The following is a 26,969-nucleotide window of genomic DNA, read 5'->3' on the forward strand; positions in this document are numbered from 1 at the left end:
CGTCTGGGACGCCGCGGCCCGTAGCCGTCTGGTTCAGCCGACCAGCTGCTGCCACAGGTAGTAGAGCGCGAACCCGGTGAAGAACACCACCGCCGCGACCACCAGTGTGGTCGCGGTCCGGCCGGCGCGCAGCGCGCGCGGCAGCGCACGCCGGTTGAGCCAGAGGACCAGGGCGGCGACCAGTGGAATGTGCACGGCCTCGATGGAGCCGGCCAGGGTCAGCAGCGCGACCGGGTCACCGAAGATCAGGAACACGGCGTACGGCAGGGTCGCCAGCCACACCACGACGGCGGTCCGGCTGATCACCACCGGGCGGGCGAGGGTGTGCTCGGCGAGTCGTTGCGGCAGCAGACGCCGTACGCCGTCGGTGTAGAGCCGCTGCCACCCGTCGACGTTGGTGAGCGTGGCGGTCCAGAAGGCGGACACCAGTCCGACGATCATCAGCCAGAAGCCGACGCTGCCGAACACCTCGCTGAACAGGCGGGTCAGGTCGCGGGCGACGTCGGCCTCGGCGGGCACGATTCCTTCCGGCCGCAGCAGTTCGGCGCCGAGGACCAGGAACGCGACGGTGATCAGTGCGACGCCGACCACCGCGAACGTCGAGTCGAGGGTCATCGTGCGCAGCCAGCCGCGTACCCGGTCGATCTGCCGAGCGTCGAGATCGCGCGGATCGCGGCGGTCCGTCGCCGGCACCCCGGCGTGGCCGATGCCCTTGGCGGTGACCCAGTACGAGTACCACATCAGCCCGGCCGCACCGTTGGACAGGAACCCGAGCCAGGGCAGGATCTCGGCTACCTGGAGATCGTCGGGCGGCACCGGGACGAACCCGGCGGCGGCCTCGGTCAGGTCCGGCCCGACCTGGATCGCGGCGACGACCGCGCCGAGGGCGAGCGCGACACCGAGGATCCGGGACACCCATTCCACGCCGGTGTAGCGGCCGAACAGCACCAGTCCGGCGGCGGCGGCGATGACCACGCCGGTCCAGAGCTGGATCGGACCGGGTACGGCGAGAGCGAGCGCGCTGCCGGCGGCACTGGCGATGCCGGCGATCGCGGCGATCCCGACCACCAGCTGTGGCAGCAGGATCACCCAGATGGCCCAGCCGCGCGGGCCGGGTAGGCCGGCCAGGCCGGTGAGCAGCCGGCGGCCGGTGACGACGCTGTAGCGGCCGATCTCCCTGGTCACGAAGAGCTTGAGGATCAGTACGGCGACCAGCGCCCACATCAGGCTGTAGCCGTACTGGGCGCCGACCCTTGGGGTGAACAGCAGTTCGCCGGTGGCGAGGGCGGCGAGCGCCCACAGCACACCGGGGCCGATGTAGCGGAACCGGCGCCAGCCGGTCGGCGGCTCGGGGATGCCGGTCGACCGCTGTGAGGCGGTCTCGGTCGCCTGGCTCATTCCGGGTCTCCTTCGGGGGGTGGGCTTCCTGGTCTGCGCCCTTGCCGAGCCCGTACCCAGTGACACCGGCCCGTACGCTAGATCGACTCACAGAAGGCGGATGACATCGCTCTGTAACATAGGTAGCCTTAGATGCGATCCCGTCGTGCGGTGACCGTCCTCAAGGGTCGGCGGGGCCACGGCCAGCCCACCGAGATCCACACCGGACCAGATTGGTCACGCGCACCGACCTCAGGAACCAGCACCAGCCTCAGGAAAGGAAGGACATGAAGCGTGCACTGCTGCGCGCGGCGACCGTCCTCGCCGCCGCACTCGCCGCCAGCGCCCTCGCCGCCAGCGGCGCGACCGCGAGCCCGTCGATCCTGCAACGGTTCTCCGTCCCGTCTGCGGACAACTGCACGTACGGCTACACGCAGGGCCACCTCGAATGGCGCTCCCCCGGGCCCTCCAGCGCGGTACGCCTGGCCGGGGTGATCGCCGACCGGCCGATGCCCAACGATCCGGGCACCGTCTGCCGCGACGACCGCCGGTACACCATCGCCAGCTACACCGCCTACGCCGGCAACGTCCCAGTCGACGAGGCCGCCCGCCGGGTCGACAACGGCCTCGTGGAGTTCGACTTCGTCCTCGGCGCGAACTCCTCCGCCCGGGGTATCGACCGCGTCATCATCCAGGTCTGCCGGCACGCGCTGCCCGGCAGCGTAACCCCGGCTCCGGACTACTGCAGCCGCCAGTACACCTTCACCCCGTGGACGACCAACCCGACGACGTCCTGAGACCTCGCCAGCGCACGACGACGCCCCGTACTCCGGTGTGGTGCCCACGGCCCGGTCGGACCGTGGGCACCAGTACGGCTAGCGGACGGCGACGGCGCGGCGGTGCGCCACCCAGAGAAGGAAGGTCGCCACGCACAGGATGACCATGCCCACTGCGAACGGCGCTCGGAGACCGGCCTCGGCGGCGACGACACCACCGATCGCGGCACCCGCCGACGCCGACGTGGCGCTGATGAAGCGAAAGATCGACGAGACCCGGCCGAGCATCTCCACCGGAGCCACGGACTGTTGCGTCGAGACAACCGGTACGGTGATCAGCGAGGATGCTCCACCGGCGAGCACCATCGCCACGGCGACCGCCCCCACGCCCGGCGCCACCAGCACGATCAGCCAGGAAATCGCCTGCAGGAGCAGGGCAGCCAGAACGAGCCGCATCGCGGAGGCCGATCGGAGGATACGCGGGGCCACCCAGCTACCGGCCACGCCGCCCAGGGCCCCGACAGCGAAGAGAACGCCGGTCGCTGCTTCGCTCAGCGCGAGCTCCAACGTCAGATACAGCACCAACGTCGAGGTGGCCAGCCGGAACGCGAAGTTGTAGGCGCCGCCGCTCAGGTACTGCACCAGCAACGCCCGGGACCGCCACACGAACGTCGCCGCGCACCGCAACGATTCCATGATCGAGGTGTGCCGGCCCGGTGTCGGGCTATCCACGACCGGCAGAAGTCGTACCATGACGGCCGAGACGGCGAAGGTCACCGCGTCGCCAACGAACGGCACGACCCTGCCCACGGCGAACGACAACGACCCCAACGGCGGGCCGATCAGGCCACGGCCCAGCATGTCCAGAGCCCAGTATCGGCTGTTGAACCGCTGCAGTGCGGCCTCGTCCCGGCCTACCAGCAGCGGGATCATCGACTGCGACGCGGTGTCGAAGAAGCACTGGGCGATGCCCAGTACGACGACGACCGCGATGATCGCGCCGATTCCGACCTGATCAACGACGATAAGGACGGCCAGGACGGCCAGAGCGATCACCCGCACCAGATCGGCCACGATCATCGTACGGCGCTTGGGCCAACGGTCGACCAGAGCGCCGGCGGGCATGCCGAAGAGCAGCCACGGGATGGAGAAGGCAGCGGTCACCAGCCCCAGCGCGACCGGGTCGTCGGTGATCGTCGTGGCCAGCAGCGGCGCGGCCAGAAAAAAGGCACCGTCACCGGTGGTGGAGATCCCGACTGCGGCGAGCATCGGGGTGGCCCGACGGCGACCGACACCAGGGGTAACGGACGGGGACGTTGTCGACACGTTTCCTCTCCACCGACACGGGCGGCAGTGCGATGGTGCGCGTCACCGCAGATACAGCCAGCGGTGACGCGCACCATCGCACTTAGCGGTCTCAACTCGTCAGCTGGTCCTCGAGGGTTATTCAGGCTAACGTCGAGCATAAGCTTGACCTGCGGCGATGTACACGCCTGAATAACCCTCCTCGTCGAACTCGCCCTGGCGCGCGCCGCCGAGGAAGGCAGCCCACTCGCCCGACGTGAAGGCAAGCACCGGACCCGCCTCACCTTGCTTGCTGTCCCGAACACCAATCAGACCGCCAGCATACGCAACTTCCACGCATTCACCCGTCATGCTGAGGTTTGACTTCCGCCAGCGCGCGCCGGCAAATCGGCTGTCCGTCACAGTACCTCTCCCTACCATCGGTTGGAGCTGCTACTGCTACTGACACTCCAACAAGGACCACCAGCAAGGCAACCAACCAAAACGGACCAATAGCCCGTGGCGGTCGAGTCGCGCTACTCAATTCCGAACAGCGCGCTACTCGGTTCGCGTCTGACTCCACACAGCAATCAACGAAGCGACAGTTGACGTGACGAGATTACGACAGCGGGCGCTCGCGGTGGACCATCCGGATGAACGGCCGCCCCGACGCGGCTGGCCACCTCGGTACGATGCACCGGCGGTCGCCAGCCGTCGCGGTACCCGATCGGCCCGTCGGCACCGGACCGGCCGTCGACATCAGAATGACCGTCGACACCGGACCGGCGGTCGGCGTCGCGGCGGAGCCGACGTTCGCCGTACCGGCTGCCGGGCACCGGCTCGGTCCGGATCACCGCCGGCCGTTCGACGAGGACACAGGTCTGCTCCCCCGGCCACCACCAGCCGGCGGATCGGGCCAGCGCCGCCCATTCGTCGAGCTGCCGTTCGTCGGAGCGCCGATACTGGGCCAGCCCGATCCGACGCGCCACGTCGTAGTAGGCGATCCAGGGTGCGTCCTGCTGGCCGTACCAGGCGCTCGGCACCGGCCGCCCACGGGCCGCGAGTGTGGCGCGGACCGGCAGGTAGAAGCCGTCGGCGAGACTGGTCCGCAGCGCGTCCCAGACTCCTTGCCGGAGCACCACCCGCAGTGGGACACCGGCGGCGAGGGCCTCGTCGGGCGGCAGCACCGGCCACCGTCGTCCTTCGTTCTCGGTCTTCTTCCTGGGCACCTTGCCGGATTCGCCGCGCCGGGTGGCCGGTGACGGTGGGGTGAGAATCGGATTGTCGAGGCATTCGTCGAGCGCGCCGCGCAGCCGGGACACTCCGGCCACGATGTCACTGATCAGCGGTGGTCGACCCGCCGGCTGCCGGGCCATCACCCACTGTTGCAGCTGGTCGTGGGTCGGCAGTCCGGCCACCAACGGCATCGCTTGGTCTGGTGAGTCGACCCAGCGGAACCGGGGTCGGGGACGGTGGTGGCGGGCGTAGATCCGGGACAGGATGTACTCGGTGGTCACCCGGTCGGCTGGCGCGGTGTCGAGGCCGTGGTCGAGCCATTCGCGCCGGATGGGTTCGGCCAGTCGCCAGTAGGCGACGGCCCGATCGACATAGGTTGCGGGAGCGGTGGAGCCGGCGGCGTCACGCCGCGCGGGCGCGGTCACCGCGTGAGGGCGAATCCGCCCTTCCGGTAGGAAGCGATCATGGTGACCATGGTGACGGGTCGTCCCGTCGATCGCAACCAAGAGTCCGCCGGATGCCGGGTACCCGCCTCCGACTCGGTCACCCCGTACCCCTCCGACCCGACCGACGCGAACCACTGACCAGCCGATCCCTGACCGCTCGACGGCCGGGTAGCGTGGCCGGGATCGTCGCCGCCGCAGTCGGACAGAGGAGCCATGTCAGAAATTCCCGGCACTGCCCGACGCAGGTTGGTGATCGGTGCCGTCGCCGTCGCCCTGGTCCTGGGTGCGCTGAGCGCGTGCCGGTGCGGCAGCGGCGGCTTCCTGGACTTCGACGTACTCGGCCTCACCGGTCCGGACGAGTTCGGGGTCCTGCACTCGGAGACCGGCCTGGCCGACGGCCAGGTGACTCAGGACGGTGACCGGCTGGTCGTCGTCAGCGGCTCCGAGGAACGGTCGGTGACGTATTCCGATGGGCAGCTCCGGTGACGGGCGTGACGAACAGCTCCGGTGCGGAGGACACGCCGACGCGACGGACGCGCGCAGCGGTCGCCGTCGGAGTCGTCGTGCTGCTTCTGCTGGCTGTCGTCGCCGTGACGGTCTGGCAGATGAGCCGCCGGGATTCCGCCGGACCGGCAGCCGGCGCACCGGCCCCGTCGGCCTCGCCGTCGGATGCCGTGGACGGTGACACCGACACTGCGGGTGCCGCGGTTCAGGAGTTGCTGATCACCCCGGAAGGGATCGGCGACCTGCGCATCGGCGAGAGCATCGACGAGTTGCGGCAGGCCGGGACGCTCGACGCCGATCCCGGCGGCTGCCCGGAAATCCTGGCCGGCCGAGACGAACTGACAGGGGTGATCGTCTACACCGCCGCGAGCGACACGGCGGCCGGCGACACCGCCGCGCTGATCTTCGTGGACGACCCGCCGCTGGCCACCGACGAGGGCATCGCGGTCGGCAGCACGAGTGCCGCGCTACGCGCCGCGTACGGCGACCGGCTCGTCCAGCACACCGCCGCGAACAATCCGTACGCGGAAAACTACCTGGTCAGCGACGGTACGGCGGCTATCGGGTTCGTCCTGTCGCAGGACGCGGTCAGCAAGGTGCTGGTCGCGCCGACCGACGTCCTGCGCAACGTCTTCGACGCCGGCGAGTTCCACTGCTGATTCCCCGGGTGACCCTCCGTGACGGCCGGTCAGGGCAGTGACAGCAGGTCAGGGCAGTGACAGCAGGTCAGGGCAGTGACAGCAGGTCAGGGCAGTGACAGCAGGTCAGGGCAGTGACAGCAGGTCGGCGCTGTCGGCCCACAGGGCGTCCCGAGCGTCGTCACTGCGCGCCAGGCGGGACGGGGCGGTCCAGGTGAGCTCGTTGCGTACGACGCGGGCGTAGTACTGCCCTGGGGGGGCCGTGACGGTGCCGAGGGTGAGGTCGGTCAGGGCCGCGGCCACCACCTCCCGGCGGTTGAACCGGGGTATCAGGCGGGTCGCCTGGCTGAGCAGCCGCCACGCCAGGCGCATCGCTGGCGAGGTGTCGCGCAGCAGACCGGTTCCGGGCGTCGGTCCGGGGTCGAACGCCACGACCCGCCAGTGCCCGCTACGGGCCTCGGGCCGGGTGGCCAGGGCCCGTACGGTCAGCACGTTGCACAGCTTCGACGACGTGTACGCGCGACCGCCGGCCGATCGTGGGTCGGTGTCACGCTCGGGGTCGGTCTCGGGACGGGCCAGCAGGCGCGCGTTGGCGTGTCGGGGCGGCGTCGGCAGCAGCGTGCCGTGGTCGGGATCGTGGGTACCGCTGGTGGTCACGACGACGGTCGCCTTCGGCGCGAGGTAGGGCATCAGCAGCCGAATCAGCAGGTAGTGCCCGAGGTGGTTGACCGCGAAGGTGGTTTCGAAGCCGTCGACGGTACGCCGGTCACCGGTGCGGAAGCTGAGACCGGCGTTGAGCACGAGCGCGTCGATGGGGGTGCCGTCGAGCCGGTCGGTGACGGCCTGCGCGAAGGCACGGACGCTGTCCAGCCGCGCGAGGTCCAGGGGCAGGGTGTCGGAGTCGCCCGGCGCGGTGTCTGGGCCGCCCGGCACGACGCTGCGGGTGCCGGACAGAACCTGGGTGCCGGGCTGCGTGACTAAACGCATCCGGGTTTCCGCGCCGAATCCCGAGGTGCCGCCGGTCATCACGATCGTCTTCACAGCCAGACAATATGAGTGACTGACTCACATTGTCAACCGGAGTCTTCGACTCACCTTTCCCGCTGGATAATGCCTCCGTGACCTCCTCCTCGTCTTCGCCGCAGCCCAGACAGATGCGGGCCGACGCTCAGCGCAACCGGGTCCGGATCCTCGCCGCAGCCGAACAGGTCTTCGCGGCGGCCGGCCCGTCCGCCTCGACCGAGGACCTCGCCGAGCTCGCCGGCGTGGCGATCGGCACCGTCTTCCGTCACTTCCCCACGAAGGCCGCCCTCATCGAGGCGGTGTTCGTGTCCCGGCTGCGGGAGATCACCGCGTACGCCCGGGAAATGGCCGCCGCCGCCGACGTCGGCACCGGCTTCTTCGCGTTCTTCAGCGAGGCCGTCCGGCAGTCGACGGTCAAGCACGCCTTCACCGACGCCATCGACTCCGGCGACGAGGCGATGGCTGCGGTACGAGCGGCGATCGCCTCAGCCGGCACCGACCTGCGCGACGCGATGGGCGACCTGCTAACCAGGGCGCAGGAGTCCGGAGCCGTTCGCCCGGACATCGCCACAGCCGAGTTGATCGGGCTGATGATCGGCACCGCGCGGGCGCTGGAGCAGATCGGCTCCGATCAGGAAGGCCAGCAACGGATCCTCGCCGTTCTGCGTGACGGCCTCCGGCCCCGCCCCGACCTCGAGTCGTCCACGCGGTCTCGACAGCATCGCCGCGACGCTTGACGAACCCGTGACGGGAGCATCTGCCGAGGGCGACCCAGTCGGTTAGAGCGTGTTCAGCGCGTTCGTCAGCTGCTCCTCGGTGCGGGCCGTGTCCGCCCAGTCGCGGCCGACCACGATGTACTCGACCGTACCGGTGTCGTCGGTGGTGTCGTTGTAAATGATCACGCCACGGTCCGAGCCCCGCGTGAACAGCAGTCCTTGCTCGGTCAGGAGCTTCACGAGCAGGTCGCACCCGGGAGCGGGCACGTCGATCCGCGAGGCGAGGACGTGATGGTCAAGGTAGTCGTGGCCGAGCAGCCGCCGTCCGATCGTGTCGATGCCGGTCGTGCCGCCGACCCGCCCGTTGAACTCGTTGAACAGCAACTCGCCGGACCGGGTGAGGATCGCGTCGATGTTCATCGGTCCGTGGTAGCCGAGCTGCTGGGCGACGATCGCGACCTGCTGCATGTACGCGCCCAGGTGGGCGTGCAGTCTGGGCGATAGGTTCTGCGGCGGATAGACGCTGCCCTTCCACGTTTCGGCCATCCGCAGGTCGCTGTAGCTCATCAGCGTCGGCGCACCCGTGCGCGGCACGAACACGTCGGCGGACAGTTCGCGGGCCGACTCGTGGTAGACCTCGACGACGCACCGCGCGGGGCTCGCACCGGCCGGCAGGTCGGGCACGTCGGTGAGGCTGAACGGCCTGAGCGCCGACCTGACCGTCGCCGGGTCCGTCGCGGCCAGGTGCACCACGTAGTGGGCACCGGCCTCCTTGCCGCCCCGGACCGTGGTCAGCAGGATGTTGCCGTCTCCGCCGGCGTTCACGTCCTGCTTGACGATGACGGCACCGGTACGGGCGAGCAGTTCGGACACGCTGTCGACGAGCTCGGGTCCACGATCGACGACACGTCCCTCCGCGACCGGGATTCCGCAGGCCGTCGCCATCGATCGGAAGACCGCTTTGGAGTTGACGAGTTCGGCGGTCCCCTGTGCGAAACGCACGGACTCGTCGGCGCCGAGACCGAGCAGGCGCTCCCAGCTGGCGATGTCCCGGTCGTGGATGTAGCACACCAGCCGCCACGGGTCCGCGGCGTCGCCGCTTTCGCCGATGCGGCCGCGCAGGGCGTCGGCGAGCTCGGAACGCGCGCCGGGGTACCACCCGTCGCCGGGGTAGTCACGCAGGGAGAGCACGGTGGGAACCGACACGAGGCCGAGCAGCTCGGCGACGTACGACAGCCACGCCGGGCTGACCCGGCCCGGAAGGACCGCGATGTCCTCCGCGTCCAGCGACCACAGCATCCGGTTGGCGAGTAGACGGTAGGAGTCCTTCGCGTCGTCCGGGACGTCGTCCGGCCGCGCCACCATCGCACGGCTGGTCGAATTGGCGAACATCAGCTTCGGCAAGGGTCGTCCTCCCGGTGTGGCGTGGCGCATTTCCAGATATACCGTTCCGCGCAGTCTGATAGTTGTCTTCTTCTGTATTGCTTGGTTAGCAATCAGGTCAGGGCAATTCAGAAGATGCGCCAACCCACCAACCCCACCATGATCAATATCCTGCGAACGTGCCGCGAGCGGCATTTACAGGGGGCGATGAAGCCGTGAAATACGATTCCGCCATGTCCGACGTCATGGATGTGAGATCCGAGTACATCCGCAACCGATGGGCGTTCGTCGACGGGGCGAGAATGGTCTCGCTACTGAGTTCGCTCGGCGCCACGGATGAGGACTTCGAACAGCTGAAGCTGGTGAGTGAACAGCTGCAATCAGATCCTACGCTCCCTTTCCGGAAGAGCAGGAACGGGCGGATCTGTCTCGACCCGAGGTCGCAGCGCGTTTACCGACTGGAAGCGCAGCCTTTCGTCCTCTCCCGGGAAGAGGACTTCGTCCGGCACGACTCGGAGACCCTGCGCGTGTTCGACGAAGTGCAGGACGACCTGCAACTGAACACGGCGCTGCAGGCGATGCTCGCTTTCAAGTTCCTGATCATTCACGGCGTCGAGGTGGCACGGCGCCCCCGGCTGGACTACCAACGCGCCGAGTGGATCTGCACCCTGTTCAACCTGCGGACCGTCACGACCGCAGGCCTGCTGGGCGAGCCCGCGCTCGAGGGGGTGCACTCCGACGGGGTCGATCACACGATGACCACGTTCCTCTCCGCACGGAACATGACCGCCGACAGCGCGGAGACCTTCCTCCACGACATGGGAGAAGTCAACGGCAGGCGGTGGAATGAAACGGATCCCGCGCTGGTCAAAGGCCGGGTGCAGCACCGCGACTTCCTCGACACTCTGATGGTCGTCGATCACGAGTACAAGCACAGCGTCTCCCCGGTCTACCCGATCGACGACACGGAGCCGGCCCTCCGGGACATGCTCATCTTCTTCACCAGAAAGCCCACTGAGAAGGGCCATGTGTCGTTCCGGTACGACTCGGTCGCCCCGCACCGAGGTCTGCCCATGTCGTTCGGCCTGCCCACCGACCTTCCCGCTCTCGCCACCGCGAACTGACTCTCGCCACCGCAAACCGATCGGAGTGACACCATGACCGAAGAGGCGCCGGCCACGGTCGAGCCCATCGAGCGAGTATGGTACGACGGTAGCTGTCACTGTGGCGGGGTGGTCTTCTCGGCGGCGGCCACTCGAAATTTGACCATCACCCTGTGCAATTGCGGAATCTGTCACCGGCACGGCCATCAGGAACTGATGATCCCGGAGGAGCGGTTCACGCTGCACCAGGGACAGCAGTTCCTCAAGCCGTACCGGTTCGGTAACTGCATCGCGGACCACACGTTCTGCTCGGTCTGCGGTGTGCTGCCGTTCTACCGCCCTCGGTCGCATCCCACCGGCTTCTTCAGCGTCAACGCACGGTGCCTCGATCTCAGCCCCGCCGAGCACATCGAGTTCGTGGAGTTCGACGGCCAGAACTGGGACGCGAGCATCGCCGCCGGAAAACACGTGCTGACGGAGTAGGTGACAGCGCAGGTGGGGACAGGTTCCGACGCCATCACAGTCGACGCGTTGCGCGAACACGGTGGGCTCAAGTGGGCCACCGCCGGCCCGGGAAAGCTAGCGGCGTGTGTGGCCGAGATGGACTTCGGGACCGCACCCGAGATCGCGCAGGCGTTGCGTGACGCGGTGCACCGCAGTCAGTTCGGGTATCTGACGCCTGCCCAGACGGCGCGACTGGCCGAAGCGTGCGCCGCCTGGCAGCACGACAGGTACGGATGGGATCTGTCGCCAGCGGACGTGCGGCCGTTACCGGACGTCATCCGGGCCCTGCACCTCGCCATCGAATGCTTCTCCCGACCCGGTTCCGCCGTCATCGTGCCGGTGCCCGCGTACCCGCCCTTTCTGGCCGTCCCCCGCCTGCTTGGTCGACGGGTCATCCAGTTCGAGATGGTCGAGTCCGGCGGCCGCTACGGCTACGACCTGGACGCGCTGGACCGTGCCTTCGCGGCGGGCGGTAACCTGCTCCTCGTCTGCAACCCGCACAATCCCCTCGGCGTGGTCATGGAGCCGGGCGAGCTACTGGCCGTCGCGGAGGTCGTCGAACGTCATCGTGGTCGGGTGTTCAGCGACGAGGTGCACGCGCCGCTCGTTTATCCCGGGCACCGGCACGTCCCGTACGCGACCATCTGCGACGCCGCCGCGGGGCACGCGGTGACGGCCACGTCGACGTCGAAGGCGTGGAACGTGGCGGGTCTGAAATGCGCCCAGATGTTGACCAGCAACGACTCCGATCGGAAGCGGTGGAGTCAGCTCGGGCGGCTGCACACCGACGGCACCGCCACCTTGGGCGTCCTGGCCGCCACGACCGCGTACCGGGCGGGTGGGCCGTGGCTCGACACGGTGCTCGGTCGACTCGACGGGAATCGGCGTCTGCTGGCCGACCTGCTCGACTCGCACCTGCCGTCGGCCCGCTACACCCCACCCGAAGGCACCTACCTGGGCTGGCTCGACCTGCGCGCATACCCGGCGGCTGGGGACATCGCCGAACGCGCGCTGGTGACCGTGATGGACGGTGCCGAGTTCGGCCCGCCCGGGTCAGGTTTCGTCAGGCTCAACTTCGCCACCACCCCGGCGATTCTCGCCGAGATCGTGCGACGGCTGGCGCGGGCCGCCGAAGCGCCGGGCCCGGTCCGGTCGATGACGTCCCGGAGGTTGGCCCCTTGACGACAGTGGACACGCCGCAGCGGGTACGGCCGGCCGACCACCTGCTGCGCTCCCATCGCGGGTTCCGGCTGCTGCTCGCCTCCGACGTGGTCAGCCGTACCGGCGGCCACGTCGCGCTCGTCGCCCTGCCGCTGCTCGCGGTGCTCGTGCTGGACGCCTCCGCCCAGCAGGTGGGGCTCCTGGTGGCGGCGAGCACGCTCGCTTTTCTCGTCGTCGCGCTCCCGGCCGGGGTCTGGGTGGACCGGCTACGGCAGCGGTCGGTGCTGGTCGCGGCCGACCTGGTCCGCGCGCTGGTGCTGCTGTCGGTGCCGGTGACAGCGGCGTTCGGAGCGCTCAGCCTCGGGCAGCTGTACGTGGTCGCCCTGGTGATCGGGGTCGGCAACGTCTTCTTCGACGTGGCGCAGCAGGGTTACGTCACGTACCTGGTGGGCAAGGACCGGCTGCTGGCCGGCTTCAGCAAGCTGGAGGTGGCCGGAAACGGCAGTCAGCTGGCCGGACCACCGCTAGGAGGGGCGCTGGTCCAGGTCATCACCGCCTCGGGCGCACTGGCGGTCAACGCGGTCGGCCACCTGGCCTCTGCCTGGCTGCTCAGCCGGATCCGACCCCGCGAGCCGCGGGTCCACCGGCCCGACCAGCGGCCACGGCTGGGCCGGGAGCTCACCATCGGGGTGCGGTACGTCGCCGGTCAGCCGATTCTCCGGCTGGTCGTGCTGCACGGCATGATCGCCCTGTTGTTCGAGTACGCGCTGCTCACCGTCCAGCCGTTGCTGCTGGTGAACACGCTCGGCCTGTCGCCGGCGGCGTACGGTCTGGTGACCGGGGCCGTCGCGGTCGGCGGGGTGGTCGGCAGCGTGTTCGCCAACCGCTTCGTCGCGACGTTCGGCATCGCCCGTACGCTGTGGCTGCCGTTCGCCGTGACGTTCCCGCTGCTGCTGCTCATGCCGCTGGTGGGTCAGGGCTGGCTGGTGGCCCTCTACCCGATCGGCTACGCCGCCTACATCGGCGGCAGTGCCATCCAGAACGTCGCCCAGATCACCTACCGTCAGGCCATCTGCCCGCCGGCACTGCACGGCCGGATGAACTCCGCGATGCGGTTCCTGATGTGGGGCATGATGCCGGTGGGCGGGGTGTTCGGCGGCTTTCTGGTCCAGGCCGTCGGGGAACGGACCGCGCTGTGGGTGTGCGCCGTCGGGATGCTGGCCAGCCTGCTGCCGATGCTCGGCCGGCCGGTCCTTCGGCTACCCCGGGATGGCGGCATCGACCAGGGCTGATCGGGCCCGGTCGGATCCGGTCGCTCGGGCGTCTTGCGTCATACGTGCCCGGCACGATGCTTTGCCGTCACGGGTTGTCAGTCTGCCGCGCACGCCCACTCTGAGCTGGGACCGTACGGTGCATCGATCCACTGTCCAGCCGGGGTCAGCAGTGACGGCGTGGGCTTCAGCGCGCGGGCGTCACGCCTGATAGCACGGTATGTAGCGGTCTCGTAGCGCGCGGCTGTGGGTGCCTAGATCATCGACAAGCATTGACAGTCGGGTTGGCGTGACCAGATAATGATGAATCTCAGTAAAACGATACACTGGATTCGGGTGACGATGCGACTACTTTGCGCCAGGATTCGCGGACCTCCACGATGCCGCCACCACTCGCCCCGGACCGGACCCACGTCGTCGACCACCCCGGTCAGACCCCGACCGGCCCCGACCGGCCCCGACCGGGCCCCGGCCGACCCCAGGAGCGCGCAGGGCCCGATCGATCTCCGCGTCCCCGGGCGAACAAGCCCGATCGATCTCGACATCCCGGGCGATCGAGGCAGACAGCCAACCGGCTTCTCGACGCACCGACCTCGCCGTAACAACCGTCCCGAACCGCGACACCGTCCCGAACCGCGACACCGTCCCGAACTGCGACCCGGAAGGATAACCGCACCGTGAAAACTGTCCGAACACGGGCCACGTCACTCGCACGGATAGCACTAGTAGGCCTCGTCGCCGCCGTGGCGTCCGGCACGATGGCCACCACCGCGAGCGCCGACACCGTGACCTTGGCCAATCCAGGCTTCGAAAGTGGCTACTTCGACGGCTGGGACATCGTCAACTCCCGCAAGGTGGCTCTCTCCGACGTCGGTAACAACGGTCGCCATTCGGCCAAAATCCAAGGTAAGGGCGGCGAAGTCCGGCAACACGTCACCGTGTCACCCGACACCGAATACACCTTGACGGCGTACGTCCGAGGAAAGGGCGTCATCGGCGCCACGGTGGACGGCGACACCGTCACCGCTTCCGGCGGTGGCCGCGACTTCGAGCCGGTCAGCGTCGAATTCAACACCGGTAGCGCCAGCACCGTCGAGATCTTCGCGGCCTACGGCGGTAAGACCGGCCGGTTCGACGATTTCACCCTGTCGACCGAGCCAGCACCGATCGCCGGTTTCGACCCGACCGTCTGGGACAGTTCGGAGGCGGGCGACTACATCAAGTCCAGCGACCCATACGTCTTGAGCTTCGACGGTTTGGAGAAGTTCACCGTCACCGGCAGCGGCGGCGGTCCGCGCGACGAACTGAAGACACCGGTGGCCGCCAGGAAGGCCTCGGACGAGATCTACGAGTCCTTCTCGGCCGACATCACGTTCGATCTCGACGACGGGGTCAAGCTCATCGCCCACCAGGTCCACGCCGGAACCGGTGCCGGCTTCTCCACCCAGGTCAAGCTCTACGTCCAGGATTCCAGCCCACTCGGGATCTTCAAGGGCGAGGGCGAACAGGACTTCACCATCGACGACTACCCGCTGCTCGAGGGCGTACCCAGCAACGGCGTCTTCGACGTGTACGTTCGTGTTCAAATCCCGGGCTTCGTGAGCGGTGACGGCGAGATCAACGAAGAGATCTTCGACCTCGGCACCATCCGGAGCGGAAAGACCATGAAGTACGAGTTAATCAACGACTACGGCGTGGTCACGGTCAACTCGAAAATCGGCCGTACGTCGACCAGCTTCACGTACGACATGCAGGACTCCCAGGCGTCGTACATGAAGTTCGGGAGTTACGTCCAAGCCCAGGACGCCGAGAGCGGCTGCAACGTCACCAACGATCTCGACTGTGAGTACCCCGGGTGGGTCCCGTACGGCGAGGCCCGCAGCCCGGCAGAGGCGGAGGTGCTCTGGCGGCAGTACTTCGCCGACTCCGACATCAGCAAGGCCAAGGTCACCTTCAGCAACGTCGTGCACGCCGGAGGACCGCTCCAGTAACGGAGTCGAGGAGACAGGTACCCAACCAAGGGCACAACCAGGACCAGACACAGCGTGGTCGCCGGATGACCGCCGTACTGTGTCTGGTCCTGGCCGCCTGATCGTCGCCAGCTCCCTCGGCGCGACCGACACCGGTCGCGCCGACGGTCGAGCGGCGCGAGGGCATACGCGTGACGGTGCTTCGCGGCTCGCGTGGAATCGGTGCGCGCAATCCCGCGTGCCGACTGACGCCGGCAGACCGCGCTACCTGAGCGCCCTCCCGGCGGTCGGCACCCCGCCCGGATGGCTGTCGACCCGGCACGAAACATCTTATTGACGTATCTGATTGCGTCTCCTATTCTCACCTGGCACTAGTGCTCGACAGTTCACAACTGTGAACAGAATGTGCACTCCTGGCGCGATGAATCGGCGCGCGACGAATCATCCGCCATGCGTGTCGATCGGCATCCAATCACCATCACCATCACCCGAAAGGCCACAACCGCATGACAACGCTCCGCACACAGCGACTCGTGACCACATTGCTGGCGACCACGGCTGTCCTGGCAGCATCTCTGCTCACCCCGGGAAGCGTCGCCACCGCCGCCGCCCCGTGCGACTACCCGGCCCAACAGCTCAACCTGACGAACTGGAAGGTCACGTTGCCGACCGGTTCATCCGGGTCGCCGACCGAGATCAAGCAACCCCAGCTCAAGACCTACTCGGCGAATCCGTGGTTCACAGTCAACTCCACCTGCACCGGAGTTCAGTTCCGATCCCCGGTCAACGGAGTAACCACGCCCAACTCGAGCTACGCGCGTTCCGAACTGCGCGAGATGGCCAGCAACGGCACCCAGAACGCCTCTTGGTCGGCGACCTCGGGCACGCACACCATGACCTTCCGGCTGGCGTTCAACAAGCTCCCGAACACCAAGTCCCACGTCGTCGGAGCCCAGATCCACGACGGCGACGACGACGTCACCGTCTTCCGCCTGGAAGGCACCAACCTGTACGTCACCAAAGGAAACACCACCAATCACAAGCTGATCACTAGCAACTACAAGCTGCACACAGTCTTCGAAGGCAAGTTCGTGGTCAGTGGCGGCCAGATCAAGGTGTACTACAACGGTGTCCTGCAGACGACCATCGCGCACACCGCGTCCGGCAACTATTTCAAGGCCGGGGCCTACACCCAGGCCAATTGCGGGAACTCCTCCCCGTGCAGCAGCTCGAACTACGGTCAGGTGAGCATCTACAAGTTGCTCGTCACGCACTCCTGACGACCGGTGACCTGTCGGGGTCCCCGGTTCCGGGGATCCCGACAGTCATCGACGTGCCGCGCGTCGGTGACCTCCGGTCGGTCGGGACGCAGCGGCCAATAGGCGCCGAGGGTGCAGACCGCCACCAGCAACACGATGACCGGCTGGTAGCCGGCCACCAACGCCGTACCGATGAGCGCGTGCGGGCAGGCGACCGCCAGCACGGCAGCCGGCTACTTGGTGCAGTGCGGGCCGCACAAGCAGAAGAAGACGTCGCCTACGGGCCGTCGCCCCGCGGGTGGGCCCAGCCCAACATCTGTCGCGGACCGTACGACTGGTGGGCCAGCAACACCGGTGGCCAGCTGTAGCGGCACCCGTCCGCCGCGATCGACGTCGACATGCCATGCCATGCCACTCGGTGTCATGTACGCCCGCGCCACTCGCTGTACGTCAATGCTCTCGCCAGCTTGATACCACTTTGATATAGACAGTGCACTGAGGATCGCACGGAAGCCCCGGGAACCACCAACGCTAGGATCATTCGTACCTGGGCATGAACCGAGCGACGATCGGAGTGGTGTTGGGACCGAACACGCAGACCACACGTGCGCAGATCATCCGGTTCTGGCGGACGGTGGAAATGTTCAGTCCGCAGGGTGTCGAGAAGACCGACCCTGATCGACTGGTGTTCCCGGTCAGCCCTGGGCAGCCGCTACCGTGGGAAAAGAGCCACCAGCTCGCCCGGCGGAAGCTACACCGCATGCAGGCCTGGCAACACGTCGTTTACCTGGGCATTTACCGACTCGATCGCCTGTTCGAGGAGCTGGCGACGGTCTTCAAGCCAGACCAGGACAGCTATGACGAGCGGCCGGCAGGAGAGAGCGCCCTCGCCGCCTTCGTGGTCGACGAGAACGGCTCGGCCCTTCCCGAGTCGGTAGTGCTGTCGAGTTGCGCCTGGGCCACCGGCAAGGTGGTACGGGACAAACACCTCGACAGCGGCCTGCGGTCCGAGTTCCAGGACGTGACATCCACATTCCGTACGACGGTGAAGGCGACGATCGGCTCGAACGACTTCTTCGAGGACCGCGTGCCGAGCCTGCAGTGGATTCCACATCTGATGGATCACGAGCTACTCGCCTCGTGTCTGGAGACGGCGGCGGAGGTTACAGGAATCGACACGTTGCTGTCGTGCACCGAGATCAGGATCAAGAGCCAGATCGTGGCCCGCAGCGCCGCGCAGGCCGCCGGCAGCGAGTTCCTCAACAGCTTCATCATGAGCGATCTCGATCTGGTCGCGGACGAGACAGCCAACGGCAGCATCGGCGTCGCGCTGCGGGACTACCTGCGTCCCGAGGCCGACATCACGACCAGGGACCGAGTGAACGTACGGGATCGGACCGACGCGGTGTTGACGGCGACGGCACCGGACACCGTTCCGGCGGGACGCTGGCCCAGCCAACCGGAGCACGCGCTCGCGCTCAATCAGCAACTCGCGGTCAACGAAGCCCTGAGCATGACCGACGGCGGTGTACGCGGCGTCAACGGCCCACCCGGCACAGGCAAGACCACGATGCTGCGCGACCTCGTCGCCGCGCTCGTCGTGGAACGCGCCCGCCAGCTGGCGGCGCTGACCGACCCGCGCCAGGCGTTCACCGGCCGGACACTGCGCTGGCGGACCGCGACACGGACCCGCACCGTGAACGTGTGGCGTCCGGCCCTCACCGGCTTCGAGATGGTCGTCGCTTCGGCGAACAACGGCGCCGTACAGAACGTCACCGACGAAATCCCCGCCGCTGGGGCGATCGGCGAGTCGTGGCGGGAACAGGCCGCCGCCGTGGACTATTTCCCCGATGTCGCCACGGCGCTGCTCGCCAAAGGCCCGGACGCCACGGCCACACCGGTCACGGAACACGCGTGGGCGCTGGTCGCGGCGCGGCTGGGCAACAAGAGCAACCGCAGTCGGTTCGTCGACAGGTTCTGGTACCACACCCCGGACAAACCGACGGACAGGCCAGCCGACAAACGCACGGGTGAGAGCGACGACGGTCACCGCTGGTCGGGACTGCTGTCGGTACTCAAGGAGTACGAGCAGACCGGCCCGGACGTCCCCTGGCCGCAGGCGGTGGCACAGTTTCGGGCTGCGGAAACGCGTGTGGCGCGGCTCCGTAGGCAACGGTCCGAGGTCTACCGGAACGTCCAGCGCCGGGCGCAGCTCGGCGAGAAGCTCGCTGACCTGCGTCATGCGGTGAAGTCGACGACGGACGCGGTCGAGGCAGCGCGACTACGGCACACGGCGGCCGTCGACGACGAACGCGCGCGGGCGGCGGAGGCCGACCGGTTCGCACTGACCCGCCAGGCCGAAGCCGAACAGGACGCCCGCCAGCGCCTCGTGGCCGCCGAACAGAGCATCGCGGACGGTCAACGCCACGCCGAACGCCTGATCGCGGGCCGTAAAGCGACCGCGGAGCGGGCTGTCCGGTCGTGGGAGGCCGAGCTGAGCCGGCGGTGGCAGACCCGTGCCGCGCACCAACAGTCGCGGCCGAGCCTGTGGGAGTGGTTGCGCACCCTCGGCGAGGCCTACCGGAGCTGGTCACACTACGACCGTTGGCTCCTCAACGAGGTCCACCGGGCACAAGCGTCACTCGACGCCGCGCACGCGGAGTCAAGCGCCGCCCAGCGGGAGATCGACGCCGTACATCAGGGTGTGGACGACGCACGGCGCGAAGCGGACGCGATCAAGCGCAAGCTGGACGCGGGCATTCCCAAGCCAAAGGTCGACCACCCGCCGCTGGCCGCCGCCCGGCGGTCGGTCGAGTCGGCCGCCCGCGAGGTCTCGGCCGCCAGCCGGGTCCTCCGCGAGACCGAGGACGCGGTACGGGCAGCCGACAGCGAGCTGGCCGCGCTGGACGTCACACTCGCCCGGGCGGCCGACGCCCTCGGCCGGCACTACCCCGACGCAGGCTGGCACACCGATCGTCCGCGCCGGGAAATGGTGGCGCCCTGGACCGACAAGGACTGGAACACGGCCCGCAGCGAGCTGTTTCTCGCCGCGTTGGCGCTGCACAAGGCGTTTCTTCGGCACAGCGCCGCCCCGCTGCGACGCAACCTGCAGGCCGCGATGGACCTGGTCAGCGGGGACGCCCCCGACGACGTGCCCGCCGACGCGGCGTTGGCGGCCTGGCAGAGCCTGTTCTTCGTCGTACCAGTGGTGTCCACCACCTTCGCCTCGTACGCCCGGCTGTTCGGTCACCTCGGCAAGGAGGCACTCGGGTGGCTGTTGATCGACGAAGCCGGCCAGGCGACGCCGCAGAACGCCGTCGGCGCGCTCTGGCGGACCAGACGCGCCGTGGTCGTCGGCGACCCGCTGCAGCTGGAGCCGATCACCACCCTGCCGTTCCCCACCGAACAGGCGATCCGGGACGATGCGGACGTCGACGAGCAGTGGTCGCCCAGCCGTACCTCGGTGCAGCGTCTCGCTGACCGGCTCACGCCGCTGGGCACCTGGCTGACGGACGCCGACGACAGCGACCCGACCTGGGTCGGTGTGCCGTTGACCGTGCACCGACGCTGCGACCAACCGATGTTCGACATCGTCAACCAGGTCGCCTACGACGGGCTGATGATCGACGGCACCGGTACGGCGGCCCGGGAGAGCTTTCGCGCCGACTACCCGACGCTGCCCCCGTCGAAGTGGATCGACGTCCCGGGCTCCGCGGCGCAGGGCCACTGGATTCCCGACCAGGGCCGACAACTCGACCGCGTCCTCGGAACGCTCGCCGATTTGGGCTTCGACATGTCGGAGGTGATGGTGATCGGCCCGTTCCGTGACGTCGCCCGGGAGATCAGGCGGCGTACCAGGCGCTATCCCGACCTGGTCGCCGGCACCGTACACACCGCCCAGGGCAAGCAGGCCGATGTCGTGGTGTTCGTCCTGGGCGGTGCGCCCGACCGCCTCGGCGCGCTCCGGTGGGCATCGAACAAGCCGAACCTGCTCAACGTCGCGGTCAGCCGCGCCAAACGCAGGTTGTACGTCATCGGGGACCGAAAGGTGTGGTCGACGATGCGCTACTTCGATGTCCTCGCGGCGAAGCTGCCACACCAGTCCCCTATCGAACCGTAGCGCCGCCCGGCAGGTCAGGCGGTCGTCCGGCCGAGTTCCACATCGATACGCGGCTGCTCGGCGTCACGGTATGCGGGAGCAACCAATGGGACCAGGATCAGGATTGGTCGTGCGACAGGATCTTGCCGGCCATCCTTCCCGCCGGCTCCGAGCTCACGATCTACGCGACGCGACACCAGGGAAAAACGTGGCGAAGCCGGACTTACGTGGGCACAGGCGAGAGGATAATCAAATGACGTTCGTCATGACCGACTATCACGGACATCGGGAGCTGCTGGCCGGCCCGGATGACGCCGGTGAGTGGTTCGACGAGCAGGCGTCATCCATCATGTCCCACGGCGGGTGCGGCCAGACGATCTGGTTCGGACCGGCCGACGCGCCGCCGGAGCTACGAATCGACGTGGACATCGACGTCGGACGAGCCGCCCTACGCTGGTCAGACGGCTCCTACGGCGTACAGCTCGATCCGACCGTGCCGATCGCCGTGCTGGAGTCACCCGACAGCGGGACCATCGACGTGCCCGCCTGGCTGGCCCGGGTCGGCGTCGACACCGCCCGACAGGCCGTTGTCGAATACGTGTCGACCGGCCAACGACCGACCTGCCTCACCTGGTCATCGGCACCGCGATCAGGCTGAGGCGAGGGCCGCGCGGACCAGCGAGTCGTACGTCTCGTCGGTGCGGGACGCCGCGACACCGAGTGCGGCGACGAACGCCGCCAGCTCGGCCTGCACCGCCACGCCGGACACGCCGTCACCGACGATGCGTTCCAACTCAAGGAAGGTGCCGAGGCCGGCGACGTCGTCGACGCACAGCACACCGTCGGGCAAATCGGCGGTACGGCGTACTTTGGCGATCCGTACGGTCGGGCGGAAGCCCATCGCCAGGATGGCGGCGTGCATCTGTTCGCGTTCGGCCACGATCGTCTCGTACTCGTCACAGGCCAGCGCGTTGTCGGCGGGACGCTTGAGGGTGAAGGTGTGTCGGCCGCCGACGGTCCGCAACCGTACGAAGGGGACGCCGAGCTTGCTGTCACCGTACGACCAGCTTTGCGGCGCGTACGCCTGGTCGTCCTGCACGACCGGCGGACCCGGCTCGATGCCGCGCGCGGTGAGCGCGACGAGCAACGCTTCCCGGTCCTGGACGCGGTACTTGACCTCGACCTCGCGCACCGCGCCTCCACCTGCCCGTCGCCACACTGACTGCGCAGCGTCGCACAAGCGTCACCGAGTCGCCAACGCGGCACGCCAGCGGCTACCCGCGTCGACGCAGGAGAAAAAGCGGTACAAGCCTCCGACAGCAGGTATAGTCTAGTCAGACTAGACGGAGGTACAGCTGAGATGCACTGGCAGGTCCAAGAGGCGAAGCAGAGGTTCAGCGAGGTGCTTCGCGCAGCCGAGCGGGGTGAGCCGCAGATCGTGACGAAGCACGGCGAGGAGGTGGCCGTGGTCATCGACATCTCGGAGTACCGCCGTCTCCGCGGCGAACAGACCAGCTTCATGGAGTACCTTCGTAGCAATCCCGACATGGACGACGACTTCGAGATCGAACGCCAGCAGGATCTCCCCCGCGACATCGACCTGGCTGGCTGACCGTTGGCATTTCTGCTGGACACCAACGTGGTGTCGGAACTGCGTAAGTCAAACCCGAACCAGAACGTCATCGCGTGGAACAAGACACATTCGGCCGCCGAGGCCTACCTGAGTGTGCTCGTGGTAGGTGAGATCCGGCAGGGAATCGAGCGGCTCCGCCCGCGTGACCCGCAGCGCGCTGAGTCACTTCAGCGCTGGCTGACCGGTCTGATCGCGAGCTTCCGAGATCGGGTGCTGCCCGTGACGACCGAGATAGCGATCGAGTGGGGCCGGATGAACATCCCGCCTGCGCCACCACCGGTCGTCGACGGACTGATCGCGGCGACCGCGAAGGTCCACCGCCTCACCCTGGTCACCCGCAACATCGCCGACATCTCTCGGACCGGGGTCAGCACCATCAACCCCTTCGATCATCACTGACAGGCGAGACCCCCTCACACGCCGACGTTAGACCAGCGACGGCCCGCTCGGGGTGCCGTGCCTGCCTCACCTCGATGCAGTGTTGGCGAACGATGTCGTACGACTTGTACAAGGCGTACGATCCGTACGTGACCGCAGAACCGATCAGACCCGAGCAGGAGCTGAGCATCTCGGCCGCCCGGGATAAGCTCGCCGACATCGTGTCCCGCGCCCACTACAGCGGCCGGATCACCTACGTCACTCGACGGGGTCAACGACTCGCCGCGATCGTCCCTGCCGACCTGGCCGAGGCGATCGAGCGTGCCGAGGACGCCGCCGACGTCGCGGCCGCCCGCGAGGCGCTGGCCCGCATCGACGCGGGCGAGAAGCCCGTCTCGCTGTCAGAGCTTCGCGCCGAGCTCGGGTTGTGACCGGACCGACTCGGCAGCCGCCGTACGAGATCCAGCTCGATACGAAAGCCGTCAAGCTGCTACGCAAGCTGGACCGACCCGTCCAGTCCCGACTTGTCGCGGCCATCGCCGCCCTCAGCATCGATCCACGACCACACGGGGTCAAAACCCTGACAGGACACCCTGGGCTCCTGCGAATCCGCGTCGGTGACTTTCGAATGGTCTACCAGATCGACGACGGCAAGCTCATCGTTCTCGTAGTGCACCTCGGCCATCGCAGCGACGTCTACGACCTGTTGTAGCCCGACGGCATCGGCAGCGAGGCAACGGCAGCCCAGTCCGTCGAGGCAGGTACCGGCGCTAGCGCACGGATTTCAGGATTTGTCGGTCATTGCGTTGGCGGAGCCGCTCGTTCAGGCGTTGCTCGTGCTGATGACGCTGTCAGAGGTTCAGCAAGGTGACTCGCGGGTCATTTCTTTTCGGGGTCGGCCGTCGTGTCCGCGTACTCGAACTCGACGTCCTTGACGCCTTGCCCCATGAACAGGGTCAGCCCCTCGTCGTCACATAGCCTGCGAATGACGGGGATGAGCTCCTCCCGGGTGCCGAAGGCGACGCTCTTGATTGCCTTGACGCCGTTGGGGTGCACGTATCCCCCGGAGGGGCGCACGTTCACGTTGAAGGCGCTGCCCAACACCAGGAGCTGCATGTCGTCCGGAAAGATGCCACGGAACCGGATCTTTCGACCCTTCGGGTCAGTTCTGCCCGACCTGCCCTTGAGGTAGGTCACCTTCGCCTCATCGAGGATCTTCTGTTCCTGGTCGACTTCCAGCCGGTCATTCTCGAGGCCCAGTCCGATGAAGCCTTCCTCTGCCCGGTCCCAGGCATCCAGCCGGTCGACGAAGGCGTGCTTTCCGAAGAGCCTCAACAGCCGCTTGGCGAACCCAGGCATGCCGGTAGACCCGAGCAGCTCGAAGTAGGGTCCCTCGGCGAAGTAGATCAGCGCGTTGTAGGGGTTCTTCGCCTTGCCGTACTCGACCGTGAAGCCCTTTGCGGTGTACTCCTCGACCGCCCGATCGAGGTCGTTCACCTTGTAGATGACATGACCCAGCTTCATCTCTTCACTCCAGGCAGCCGTACCGGGCGTCGATCAGCCGCAGCGCCTCGGTTGCCGTACATCGAGCGGTCGCGCGGAATCGGTAGTACTGCAGCTTCCACCCTCCGGCACGGGCACGATAGCCCATCGAGGCGCCCGTCAACCACTTCGACCAAGTCTGGCCGCCGCTCTACCCATCCGTCGGGCTCGTTCCCGGCCGGCCGTCGCTGGTGGCGGTGGTGGTCCAAGGCCAGGCGGTGAGTTCGATGATTCCACCGGCTGCGGCGACCGCGGCCACGATGTCGTGCGGGCTCGCGTCGGCGGCGAGGAGGGCACGAAGCAGGATGCGGGCCTTGTAGGGGTGGAGCCAGCCGACAGGGATGAGACCGCGACCGATGAGGTCCTGCTCCGAGCCAGGGAAGCCGTAGGTGTGGGTGAGGGTGGGTCCGGCGGGGGTGCGGGAGGCGAGGACGACGGGGATTCGTCCGGCGAGGGCGGTGAGGGTGTCGAGGAGGGGTTCCGGGACGTGGCCGACGCCGAATCCGGCGACGACGAGTCCGTCGCAGTGCCGTCCGATGGCGTCGAGGATCGTGGGGTCGTCGTCGAGGGTGACGGTGTACAGGGCGACGGTCGCGGTGTCTGCCCGGCGTGGGGTGGGGACGGTCAGCCGGTGGGGCACCCGGTTCAGCATTCGTACGGTGCCTTCGAGGACGTAGCCGAGAGGTCCGGTGTCCAGGGAGCGGAAGGTGGCACCGCTGGTGGAGTGGGTCTTGGTCACCCATCGTGCGGCGTGGATCTCGTCGGCGAAGGCGACGAGGCAGCCCTGGTCCCGCGCCGCCGGGGAGGCGGCGGTGTGGATGGCGGCGAGGATGTTCGCGGGGCCGTCGGCTCCGGCGAGGGTGGGGTTACGCATCGCGCCGGTGACGACGATCGGTTCGGGGCGGTGGTGGAGCAGGTCGAGCAGGTAGGCGGTTTCCTCGATGGTGTCGGTGCCCTGGGTGACGACGACACCGGTCGCACCGTCGGCCAGGGCGTGCGTCGCGGCGGTGTGCAGGTCGGTGAGGTCGGCGATGGTGAGGCTCGCGCCGGGGCGGCGGCGGAAGTCGACGACGTCGACCGCGATTGGGGCGTCGGCGAGTCCGGGTACGGCGTCGACGAGTTGCCGGGCGGTCAGGGTGGGGCTGACCGCGCCGCCGCCGGTGCCGCTGGTCATGGCGATGGTGCCGCCGAGGCCGAACACCACCACCCGTGGCGTGGGCGTTGCCGGAGTTGAGGACACCGGGTTCCTTCCGTACGGGCGGGAGTTGTTCGTGGTGGTGTCGGGAGCAGCGTCAGCCAGCGACGCATTCCTACGATCGGGAGGATGAGGCCATGAAGGGATACCACACCAGGTGGACTGTTCCGGACGAGCACCGGGCAAGCCCTGAGTACGTCGAGGCCGGTGCCCGCATCGCCCTTGGTCAGGCCGTTTACGACCGTCGGGTGGCTCTCGGCCTGAGCCAGGCCGAGCTCGCCGCTCGGGCTGGCACCACGCAGACCGTGATCTCGCGGCTCGAAGGTGGCGCGGTCACGCCGACACTCCCGCTGCTGCATCGCCTGGCCGGAGCACTGGAAGGCGAGCTGGACATCAAGATCACCGGCACCAGCACTCGTGCGGAGTTCCCGCTCGCTTCGTGACCCGCTGGCCTGCGGCAACGTGGCTGCAGGCCAGCGTCCGGTTCAGCCGACGCGGAGTGCTGCGGCCGTGGGTGGTTGGTCGGGTGGTGGGCCGCCTCGGCGCATCGACCACAGCGGCGGCCCGCCGGCCGGCAGGTTGGCCTTGCGTACGAGGTGGTAGCCGTGGCGGGTGTAGAACGCCTGGAACCGTGGGCTGCTCGCCTCGACCACCGCCGGCATGCTGATCCGATCGAGCCGGATGTGGTGGGCGGCGAGCAGCGCCGCCCCGATCCCCCGACCCCGAAACCAGGGTGCCGCCGCCAGGAACGCCAGATGATGATGCCGGCCGACCGGCTCCAGCTGCGCCGCCGTGGAGGCGTAATGCGTGTACGGGCCGTGCCGGTCACCACACGCCCGCAACCTGCGCCGCAGGTGTTCCGCGCCGAGGAGCCGGTCGGCCGGGTGCGGACACCAGATCGCCACCCCGTCCCGGTCGCCGACGACGTCGACGATCCCGTGCCGTACCGCGAACTCCAGCTCGGCGGTGAAGAACTGGTGCATCGTCAGATAGCGGATCGCGTAGTCCCGCATCGACCAGGCCACCACCGGGTCCAGCACGCACGACTGCGCCAACAACTCGGCCAGGGGTTCGACGTCGGCGGCGGTCGCCGCCCGTACGGTCAGCATGGCCGCCACGTCCACACCAGGAACCGGTCGAACAGCTCCGCCGCCGTCACGTCGGGCAGGTCGAACGCCGCTTCGGTCATCCGCTCCACCGCGTACGTCGCCAACCCGGCCGGCCCCAACACGGCCGCCAACTCCGACCTCGCCACCGGACACGGCCACAACCCGCCGCAGCCGGCGCACGACCAGGACGGCCGCACGGCCACATGACCACCACCGCCGCCGCCGTCGGCCGCCGGCTCCGCGCCGGTCACATCGCGGTACGCCGAGCAGCCGACCGGGTCGGTCCGAGGCTGCCCGTCATGGCGTACGACCAGCACCCCGCCACCGGACGCGGCCAGCTCCCGCAACAGCTCCCTCACCGG

The 26,969-nt window shown here is 68.1% G+C and carries 29 protein-coding genes; 17 read left to right on the top strand and 12 right to left on the bottom strand.

Annotated features, from left to right (window positions below):
* Positions 1-33 precede the first annotated feature (33 nt).
* Positions 34-1,398, bottom strand: a complete 1,365-nt coding sequence (locus tag O7632_RS26915) for an Nramp family divalent metal transporter (RefSeq protein WP_278118307.1) — start codon at positions 1,396-1,398, stop codon at positions 34-36.
* Positions 1,399-1,664: 266 nt separating this feature from the next.
* Here O7632_RS26915 and O7632_RS26920 point away from each other — a divergent pair, with 266 nt between their 5' ends.
* Positions 1,665-2,174, top strand: coding sequence for a hypothetical protein (locus O7632_RS26920; RefSeq protein ID WP_278118308.1), 510 nt, complete (start codon positions 1,665-1,667; stop codon positions 2,172-2,174).
* A gap of 78 nt (positions 2,175-2,252) precedes the next feature.
* Here the strand turns inward: O7632_RS26920 and O7632_RS26925 are convergent, their stop codons facing one another.
* The 3 genes from O7632_RS26925 to O7632_RS26935 all read right to left on the bottom strand — a co-directional run bounded on the left by O7632_RS26925 (position 2,253) and on the right by O7632_RS26935 (position 5,098).
* Positions 2,253-3,479: an MFS transporter gene (locus tag O7632_RS26925; protein ID WP_278118309.1), complete on the bottom strand. Its 1,227-nt coding sequence runs from the start codon at positions 3,477-3,479 to the stop codon at positions 2,253-2,255.
* A 126-nt stretch (positions 3,480-3,605) separates the two neighbouring features.
* A complete protein-coding gene (locus O7632_RS26930) occupies positions 3,606-3,878 on the bottom strand; it encodes a DUF397 domain-containing protein (RefSeq protein WP_278118311.1) in 273 nt (90 codons plus the stop codon).
* Positions 3,879-4,027: 149 nt separating this feature from the next.
* Positions 4,028-5,098, bottom strand: coding sequence for a DUF6745 domain-containing protein (locus O7632_RS26935; RefSeq protein ID WP_278118313.1), 1,071 nt, complete (start codon positions 5,096-5,098; stop codon positions 4,028-4,030).
* A 234-nt stretch (positions 5,099-5,332) separates the two neighbouring features.
* On the opposite strand from O7632_RS26935, the gene O7632_RS26940 reads away from it, so the two are divergent.
* Together O7632_RS26940 and O7632_RS26945 are read left to right on the top strand one after the other, a co-directional pair.
* The gene (locus O7632_RS26940) at positions 5,333-5,605 is read left to right on the top strand and encodes a hypothetical protein (protein ID WP_278118314.1); all 273 of its coding nucleotides are present in this window, start codon (positions 5,333-5,335) and stop codon (positions 5,603-5,605) included.
* A 5-nt stretch (positions 5,606-5,610) separates the two neighbouring features.
* A complete protein-coding gene (locus O7632_RS26945; RefSeq protein WP_278118316.1) occupies positions 5,611-6,282 on the top strand; it encodes a hypothetical protein in 672 nt (223 codons plus the stop codon).
* A 105-nt stretch (positions 6,283-6,387) separates the two neighbouring features.
* Here the strand turns inward: O7632_RS26945 and O7632_RS26950 are convergent, their stop codons facing one another.
* Positions 6,388-7,302: an SDR family NAD(P)-dependent oxidoreductase gene (locus tag O7632_RS26950; protein ID WP_278118318.1), complete on the bottom strand. Its 915-nt coding sequence runs from the start codon at positions 7,300-7,302 to the stop codon at positions 6,388-6,390.
* 77 nt (positions 7,303-7,379) lie between these two features.
* Here O7632_RS26950 and O7632_RS26955 point away from each other — a divergent pair, with 77 nt between their 5' ends.
* Complete coding sequence (locus tag O7632_RS26955) at positions 7,380-8,021, top strand: TetR/AcrR family transcriptional regulator (protein WP_278118320.1); 642 nt, start codon at positions 7,380-7,382, stop codon at positions 8,019-8,021.
* Between the two features lie 42 nt (positions 8,022-8,063).
* Here O7632_RS26955 and O7632_RS26960 read toward each other — a convergent pair whose 3' ends face one another.
* Positions 8,064-9,404: a peptide ligase PGM1-related protein gene (locus O7632_RS26960; RefSeq protein ID WP_278118321.1), complete on the bottom strand. Its 1,341-nt coding sequence runs from the start codon at positions 9,402-9,404 to the stop codon at positions 8,064-8,066.
* Between the two features lie 212 nt (positions 9,405-9,616).
* On the opposite strand from O7632_RS26960, the gene O7632_RS26965 reads away from it, so the two are divergent.
* The 6 genes from O7632_RS26965 (at position 9,617) to O7632_RS26990 (ending at position 16,672) form a co-directional block, all read left to right on the top strand.
* Complete coding sequence (locus O7632_RS26965; RefSeq protein WP_278118323.1) at positions 9,617-10,507, top strand: 2OG-Fe dioxygenase family protein; 891 nt, start codon at positions 9,617-9,619, stop codon at positions 10,505-10,507.
* Between the two features lie 33 nt (positions 10,508-10,540).
* Positions 10,541-10,969 carry a GFA family protein gene (locus O7632_RS26970; protein WP_278118325.1) on the top strand — a complete coding sequence of 143 codons (429 nt, stop codon included), beginning with the start codon at positions 10,541-10,543 and terminating at the stop codon, positions 10,967-10,969.
* Positions 10,970-12,172 (top strand): aminotransferase class I/II-fold pyridoxal phosphate-dependent enzyme, encoded by a 1,203-nt coding sequence (locus tag O7632_RS26975; RefSeq protein ID WP_278118327.1) that lies wholly within the window; start codon positions 10,970-10,972, stop codon positions 12,170-12,172.
* A gap of 5 nt (positions 12,173-12,177) precedes the next feature.
* Entirely contained in the window at positions 12,178-13,443 is a 1,266-nt protein-coding gene (locus O7632_RS26980) for an MFS transporter (RefSeq protein WP_278120424.1), read from the top strand.
* Between the two features lie 722 nt (positions 13,444-14,165).
* On the top strand, positions 14,166-15,413 hold the full coding sequence (locus O7632_RS26985) for a hypothetical protein (RefSeq protein ID WP_278118329.1): 1,248 nt from the start codon (positions 14,166-14,168) through the stop codon (positions 15,411-15,413).
* 512 nt (positions 15,414-15,925) lie between these two features.
* On the top strand, positions 15,926-16,672 hold the full coding sequence (locus O7632_RS26990; protein ID WP_278118331.1) for a polysaccharide lyase family 7 protein: 747 nt from the start codon (positions 15,926-15,928) through the stop codon (positions 16,670-16,672).
* Here the strand turns inward: O7632_RS26990 and O7632_RS26995 are convergent.
* A complete protein-coding gene (locus O7632_RS26995; protein ID WP_278118332.1) occupies positions 16,645-16,875 on the bottom strand; it encodes a hypothetical protein in 231 nt (76 codons plus the stop codon). The two genes, O7632_RS26990 and O7632_RS26995, sit on opposite strands and share 28 nt — an antisense overlap.
* Before the next feature lie 353 nt (positions 16,876-17,228).
* Between O7632_RS26995 and O7632_RS27000 the strand changes: the two genes are divergently transcribed.
* Positions 17,229-20,771 (top strand): AAA domain-containing protein, encoded by a 3,543-nt coding sequence (locus tag O7632_RS27000; protein ID WP_278118334.1) that lies wholly within the window; start codon positions 17,229-17,231, stop codon positions 20,769-20,771.
* A 232-nt stretch (positions 20,772-21,003) separates the two neighbouring features.
* Positions 21,004-21,408 carry an Imm1 family immunity protein gene (locus O7632_RS27005; protein WP_278118336.1) on the top strand — a complete coding sequence of 135 codons (405 nt, stop codon included), beginning with the start codon at positions 21,004-21,006 and terminating at the stop codon, positions 21,406-21,408.
* Here O7632_RS27005 and O7632_RS27010 read toward each other — a convergent pair.
* Positions 21,400-21,942: a class IV adenylate cyclase gene (locus tag O7632_RS27010; RefSeq protein ID WP_278118338.1), complete on the bottom strand. Its 543-nt coding sequence runs from the start codon at positions 21,940-21,942 to the stop codon at positions 21,400-21,402. The two genes, O7632_RS27005 and O7632_RS27010, sit on opposite strands and share 9 nt — an antisense overlap.
* Before the next feature lie 168 nt (positions 21,943-22,110).
* Between O7632_RS27010 and O7632_RS27015 the strand changes: the two genes are divergently transcribed.
* The 4 genes from O7632_RS27015 to O7632_RS27030 all read left to right on the top strand — a co-directional run bounded on the left by O7632_RS27015 (position 22,111) and on the right by O7632_RS27030 (position 23,473).
* Positions 22,111-22,362: a type II toxin-antitoxin system Phd/YefM family antitoxin gene (locus O7632_RS27015; RefSeq protein WP_278118340.1), complete on the top strand. Its 252-nt coding sequence runs from the start codon at positions 22,111-22,113 to the stop codon at positions 22,360-22,362.
* A 3-nt stretch (positions 22,363-22,365) separates the two neighbouring features.
* Positions 22,366-22,782, top strand: a complete 417-nt coding sequence (locus O7632_RS27020) for a type II toxin-antitoxin system VapC family toxin (protein WP_278118341.1) — start codon at positions 22,366-22,368, stop codon at positions 22,780-22,782.
* Between the two features lie 128 nt (positions 22,783-22,910).
* A complete protein-coding gene (locus O7632_RS27025) occupies positions 22,911-23,192 on the top strand; it encodes a type II toxin-antitoxin system prevent-host-death family antitoxin (RefSeq protein ID WP_278118343.1) in 282 nt (93 codons plus the stop codon).
* Positions 23,189-23,473: a type II toxin-antitoxin system RelE/ParE family toxin gene (locus tag O7632_RS27030; RefSeq protein WP_278118344.1), complete on the top strand. Its 285-nt coding sequence runs from the start codon at positions 23,189-23,191 to the stop codon at positions 23,471-23,473. The genes O7632_RS27025 and O7632_RS27030 overlap by 4 nt, the downstream gene beginning before the upstream one ends.
* Before the next feature lie 167 nt (positions 23,474-23,640).
* Here O7632_RS27030 and O7632_RS27035 read toward each other — a convergent pair whose 3' ends face one another.
* Together O7632_RS27035 and O7632_RS27040 are read right to left on the bottom strand one after the other, a co-directional pair.
* Positions 23,641-24,285, bottom strand: a complete 645-nt coding sequence (locus O7632_RS27035; RefSeq protein WP_278118346.1) for a VOC family protein — start codon at positions 24,283-24,285, stop codon at positions 23,641-23,643.
* A gap of 169 nt (positions 24,286-24,454) precedes the next feature.
* Positions 24,455-25,543, bottom strand: coding sequence for an asparaginase (locus O7632_RS27040; RefSeq protein WP_278118348.1), 1,089 nt, complete (start codon positions 25,541-25,543; stop codon positions 24,455-24,457).
* 92 nt (positions 25,544-25,635) lie between these two features.
* On the opposite strand from O7632_RS27040, the gene O7632_RS27045 reads away from it, so the two are divergent.
* A complete protein-coding gene (locus tag O7632_RS27045; RefSeq protein WP_278118350.1) occupies positions 25,636-25,941 on the top strand; it encodes a helix-turn-helix domain-containing protein in 306 nt (101 codons plus the stop codon).
* 42 nt (positions 25,942-25,983) lie between these two features.
* On the opposite strand, the gene O7632_RS27050 is transcribed toward O7632_RS27045, so the two are convergent.
* Both O7632_RS27050 and O7632_RS27055 read right to left on the bottom strand, forming a co-directional pair.
* On the bottom strand, positions 25,984-26,616 hold the full coding sequence (locus O7632_RS27050; protein ID WP_347403605.1) for a GNAT family N-acetyltransferase: 633 nt from the start codon (positions 26,614-26,616) through the stop codon (positions 25,984-25,986).
* On the bottom strand, positions 26,601-26,966 hold the full coding sequence (locus O7632_RS27055; RefSeq protein ID WP_278118352.1) for a hypothetical protein: 366 nt from the start codon (positions 26,964-26,966) through the stop codon (positions 26,601-26,603). Before O7632_RS27055 ends, O7632_RS27050 begins: the two co-directional genes overlap by 16 nt.
* Positions 26,967-26,969: the final 3 nt, after the last annotated feature.

Source organism: Solwaraspora sp. WMMD406, assembly GCF_029626025.1.
GTDB lineage: Bacteria > Actinomycetota > Actinomycetes > Mycobacteriales > Micromonosporaceae > Micromonospora_E.

What these genes read in the sequence shown, in the direction of transcription:
- O7632_RS26915 (WP_278118307.1), bottom strand. Translation starts at nt 1,398, where the DNA reads ATGAGCCAGGCGACCGAGACCGCCTCACAGCGGTCGACCGGCATCCCC.
- O7632_RS26920 (WP_278118308.1), top strand. Translation starts at nt 1,665, where the DNA reads ATGAAGCGTGCACTGCTGCGCGCGGCGACCGTCCTCGCCGCCGCACTC.
- O7632_RS26930 (WP_278118311.1), bottom strand. Translation starts at nt 3,878, where the DNA reads ATGGTAGGGAGAGGTACTGTGACGGACAGCCGATTTGCCGGCGCGCGC.
- O7632_RS26940 (WP_278118314.1), top strand. Translation starts at nt 5,333, where the DNA reads ATGTCAGAAATTCCCGGCACTGCCCGACGCAGGTTGGTGATCGGTGCC.
- O7632_RS26965 (WP_278118323.1), top strand. Translation starts at nt 9,617, where the DNA reads ATGTCCGACGTCATGGATGTGAGATCCGAGTACATCCGCAACCGATGG.
- O7632_RS26970 (WP_278118325.1), top strand. Translation starts at nt 10,541, where the DNA reads ATGACCGAAGAGGCGCCGGCCACGGTCGAGCCCATCGAGCGAGTATGG.
- O7632_RS27005 (WP_278118336.1), top strand. Translation starts at nt 21,004, where the DNA reads ATGACGTTCGTCATGACCGACTATCACGGACATCGGGAGCTGCTGGCC.
- O7632_RS27015 (WP_278118340.1), top strand. Translation starts at nt 22,111, where the DNA reads ATGCACTGGCAGGTCCAAGAGGCGAAGCAGAGGTTCAGCGAGGTGCTT.
- O7632_RS27035 (WP_278118346.1), bottom strand. Translation starts at nt 24,285, where the DNA reads ATGAAGCTGGGTCATGTCATCTACAAGGTGAACGACCTCGATCGGGCG.
- O7632_RS27045 (WP_278118350.1), top strand. Translation starts at nt 25,636, where the DNA reads ATGAAGGGATACCACACCAGGTGGACTGTTCCGGACGAGCACCGGGCA.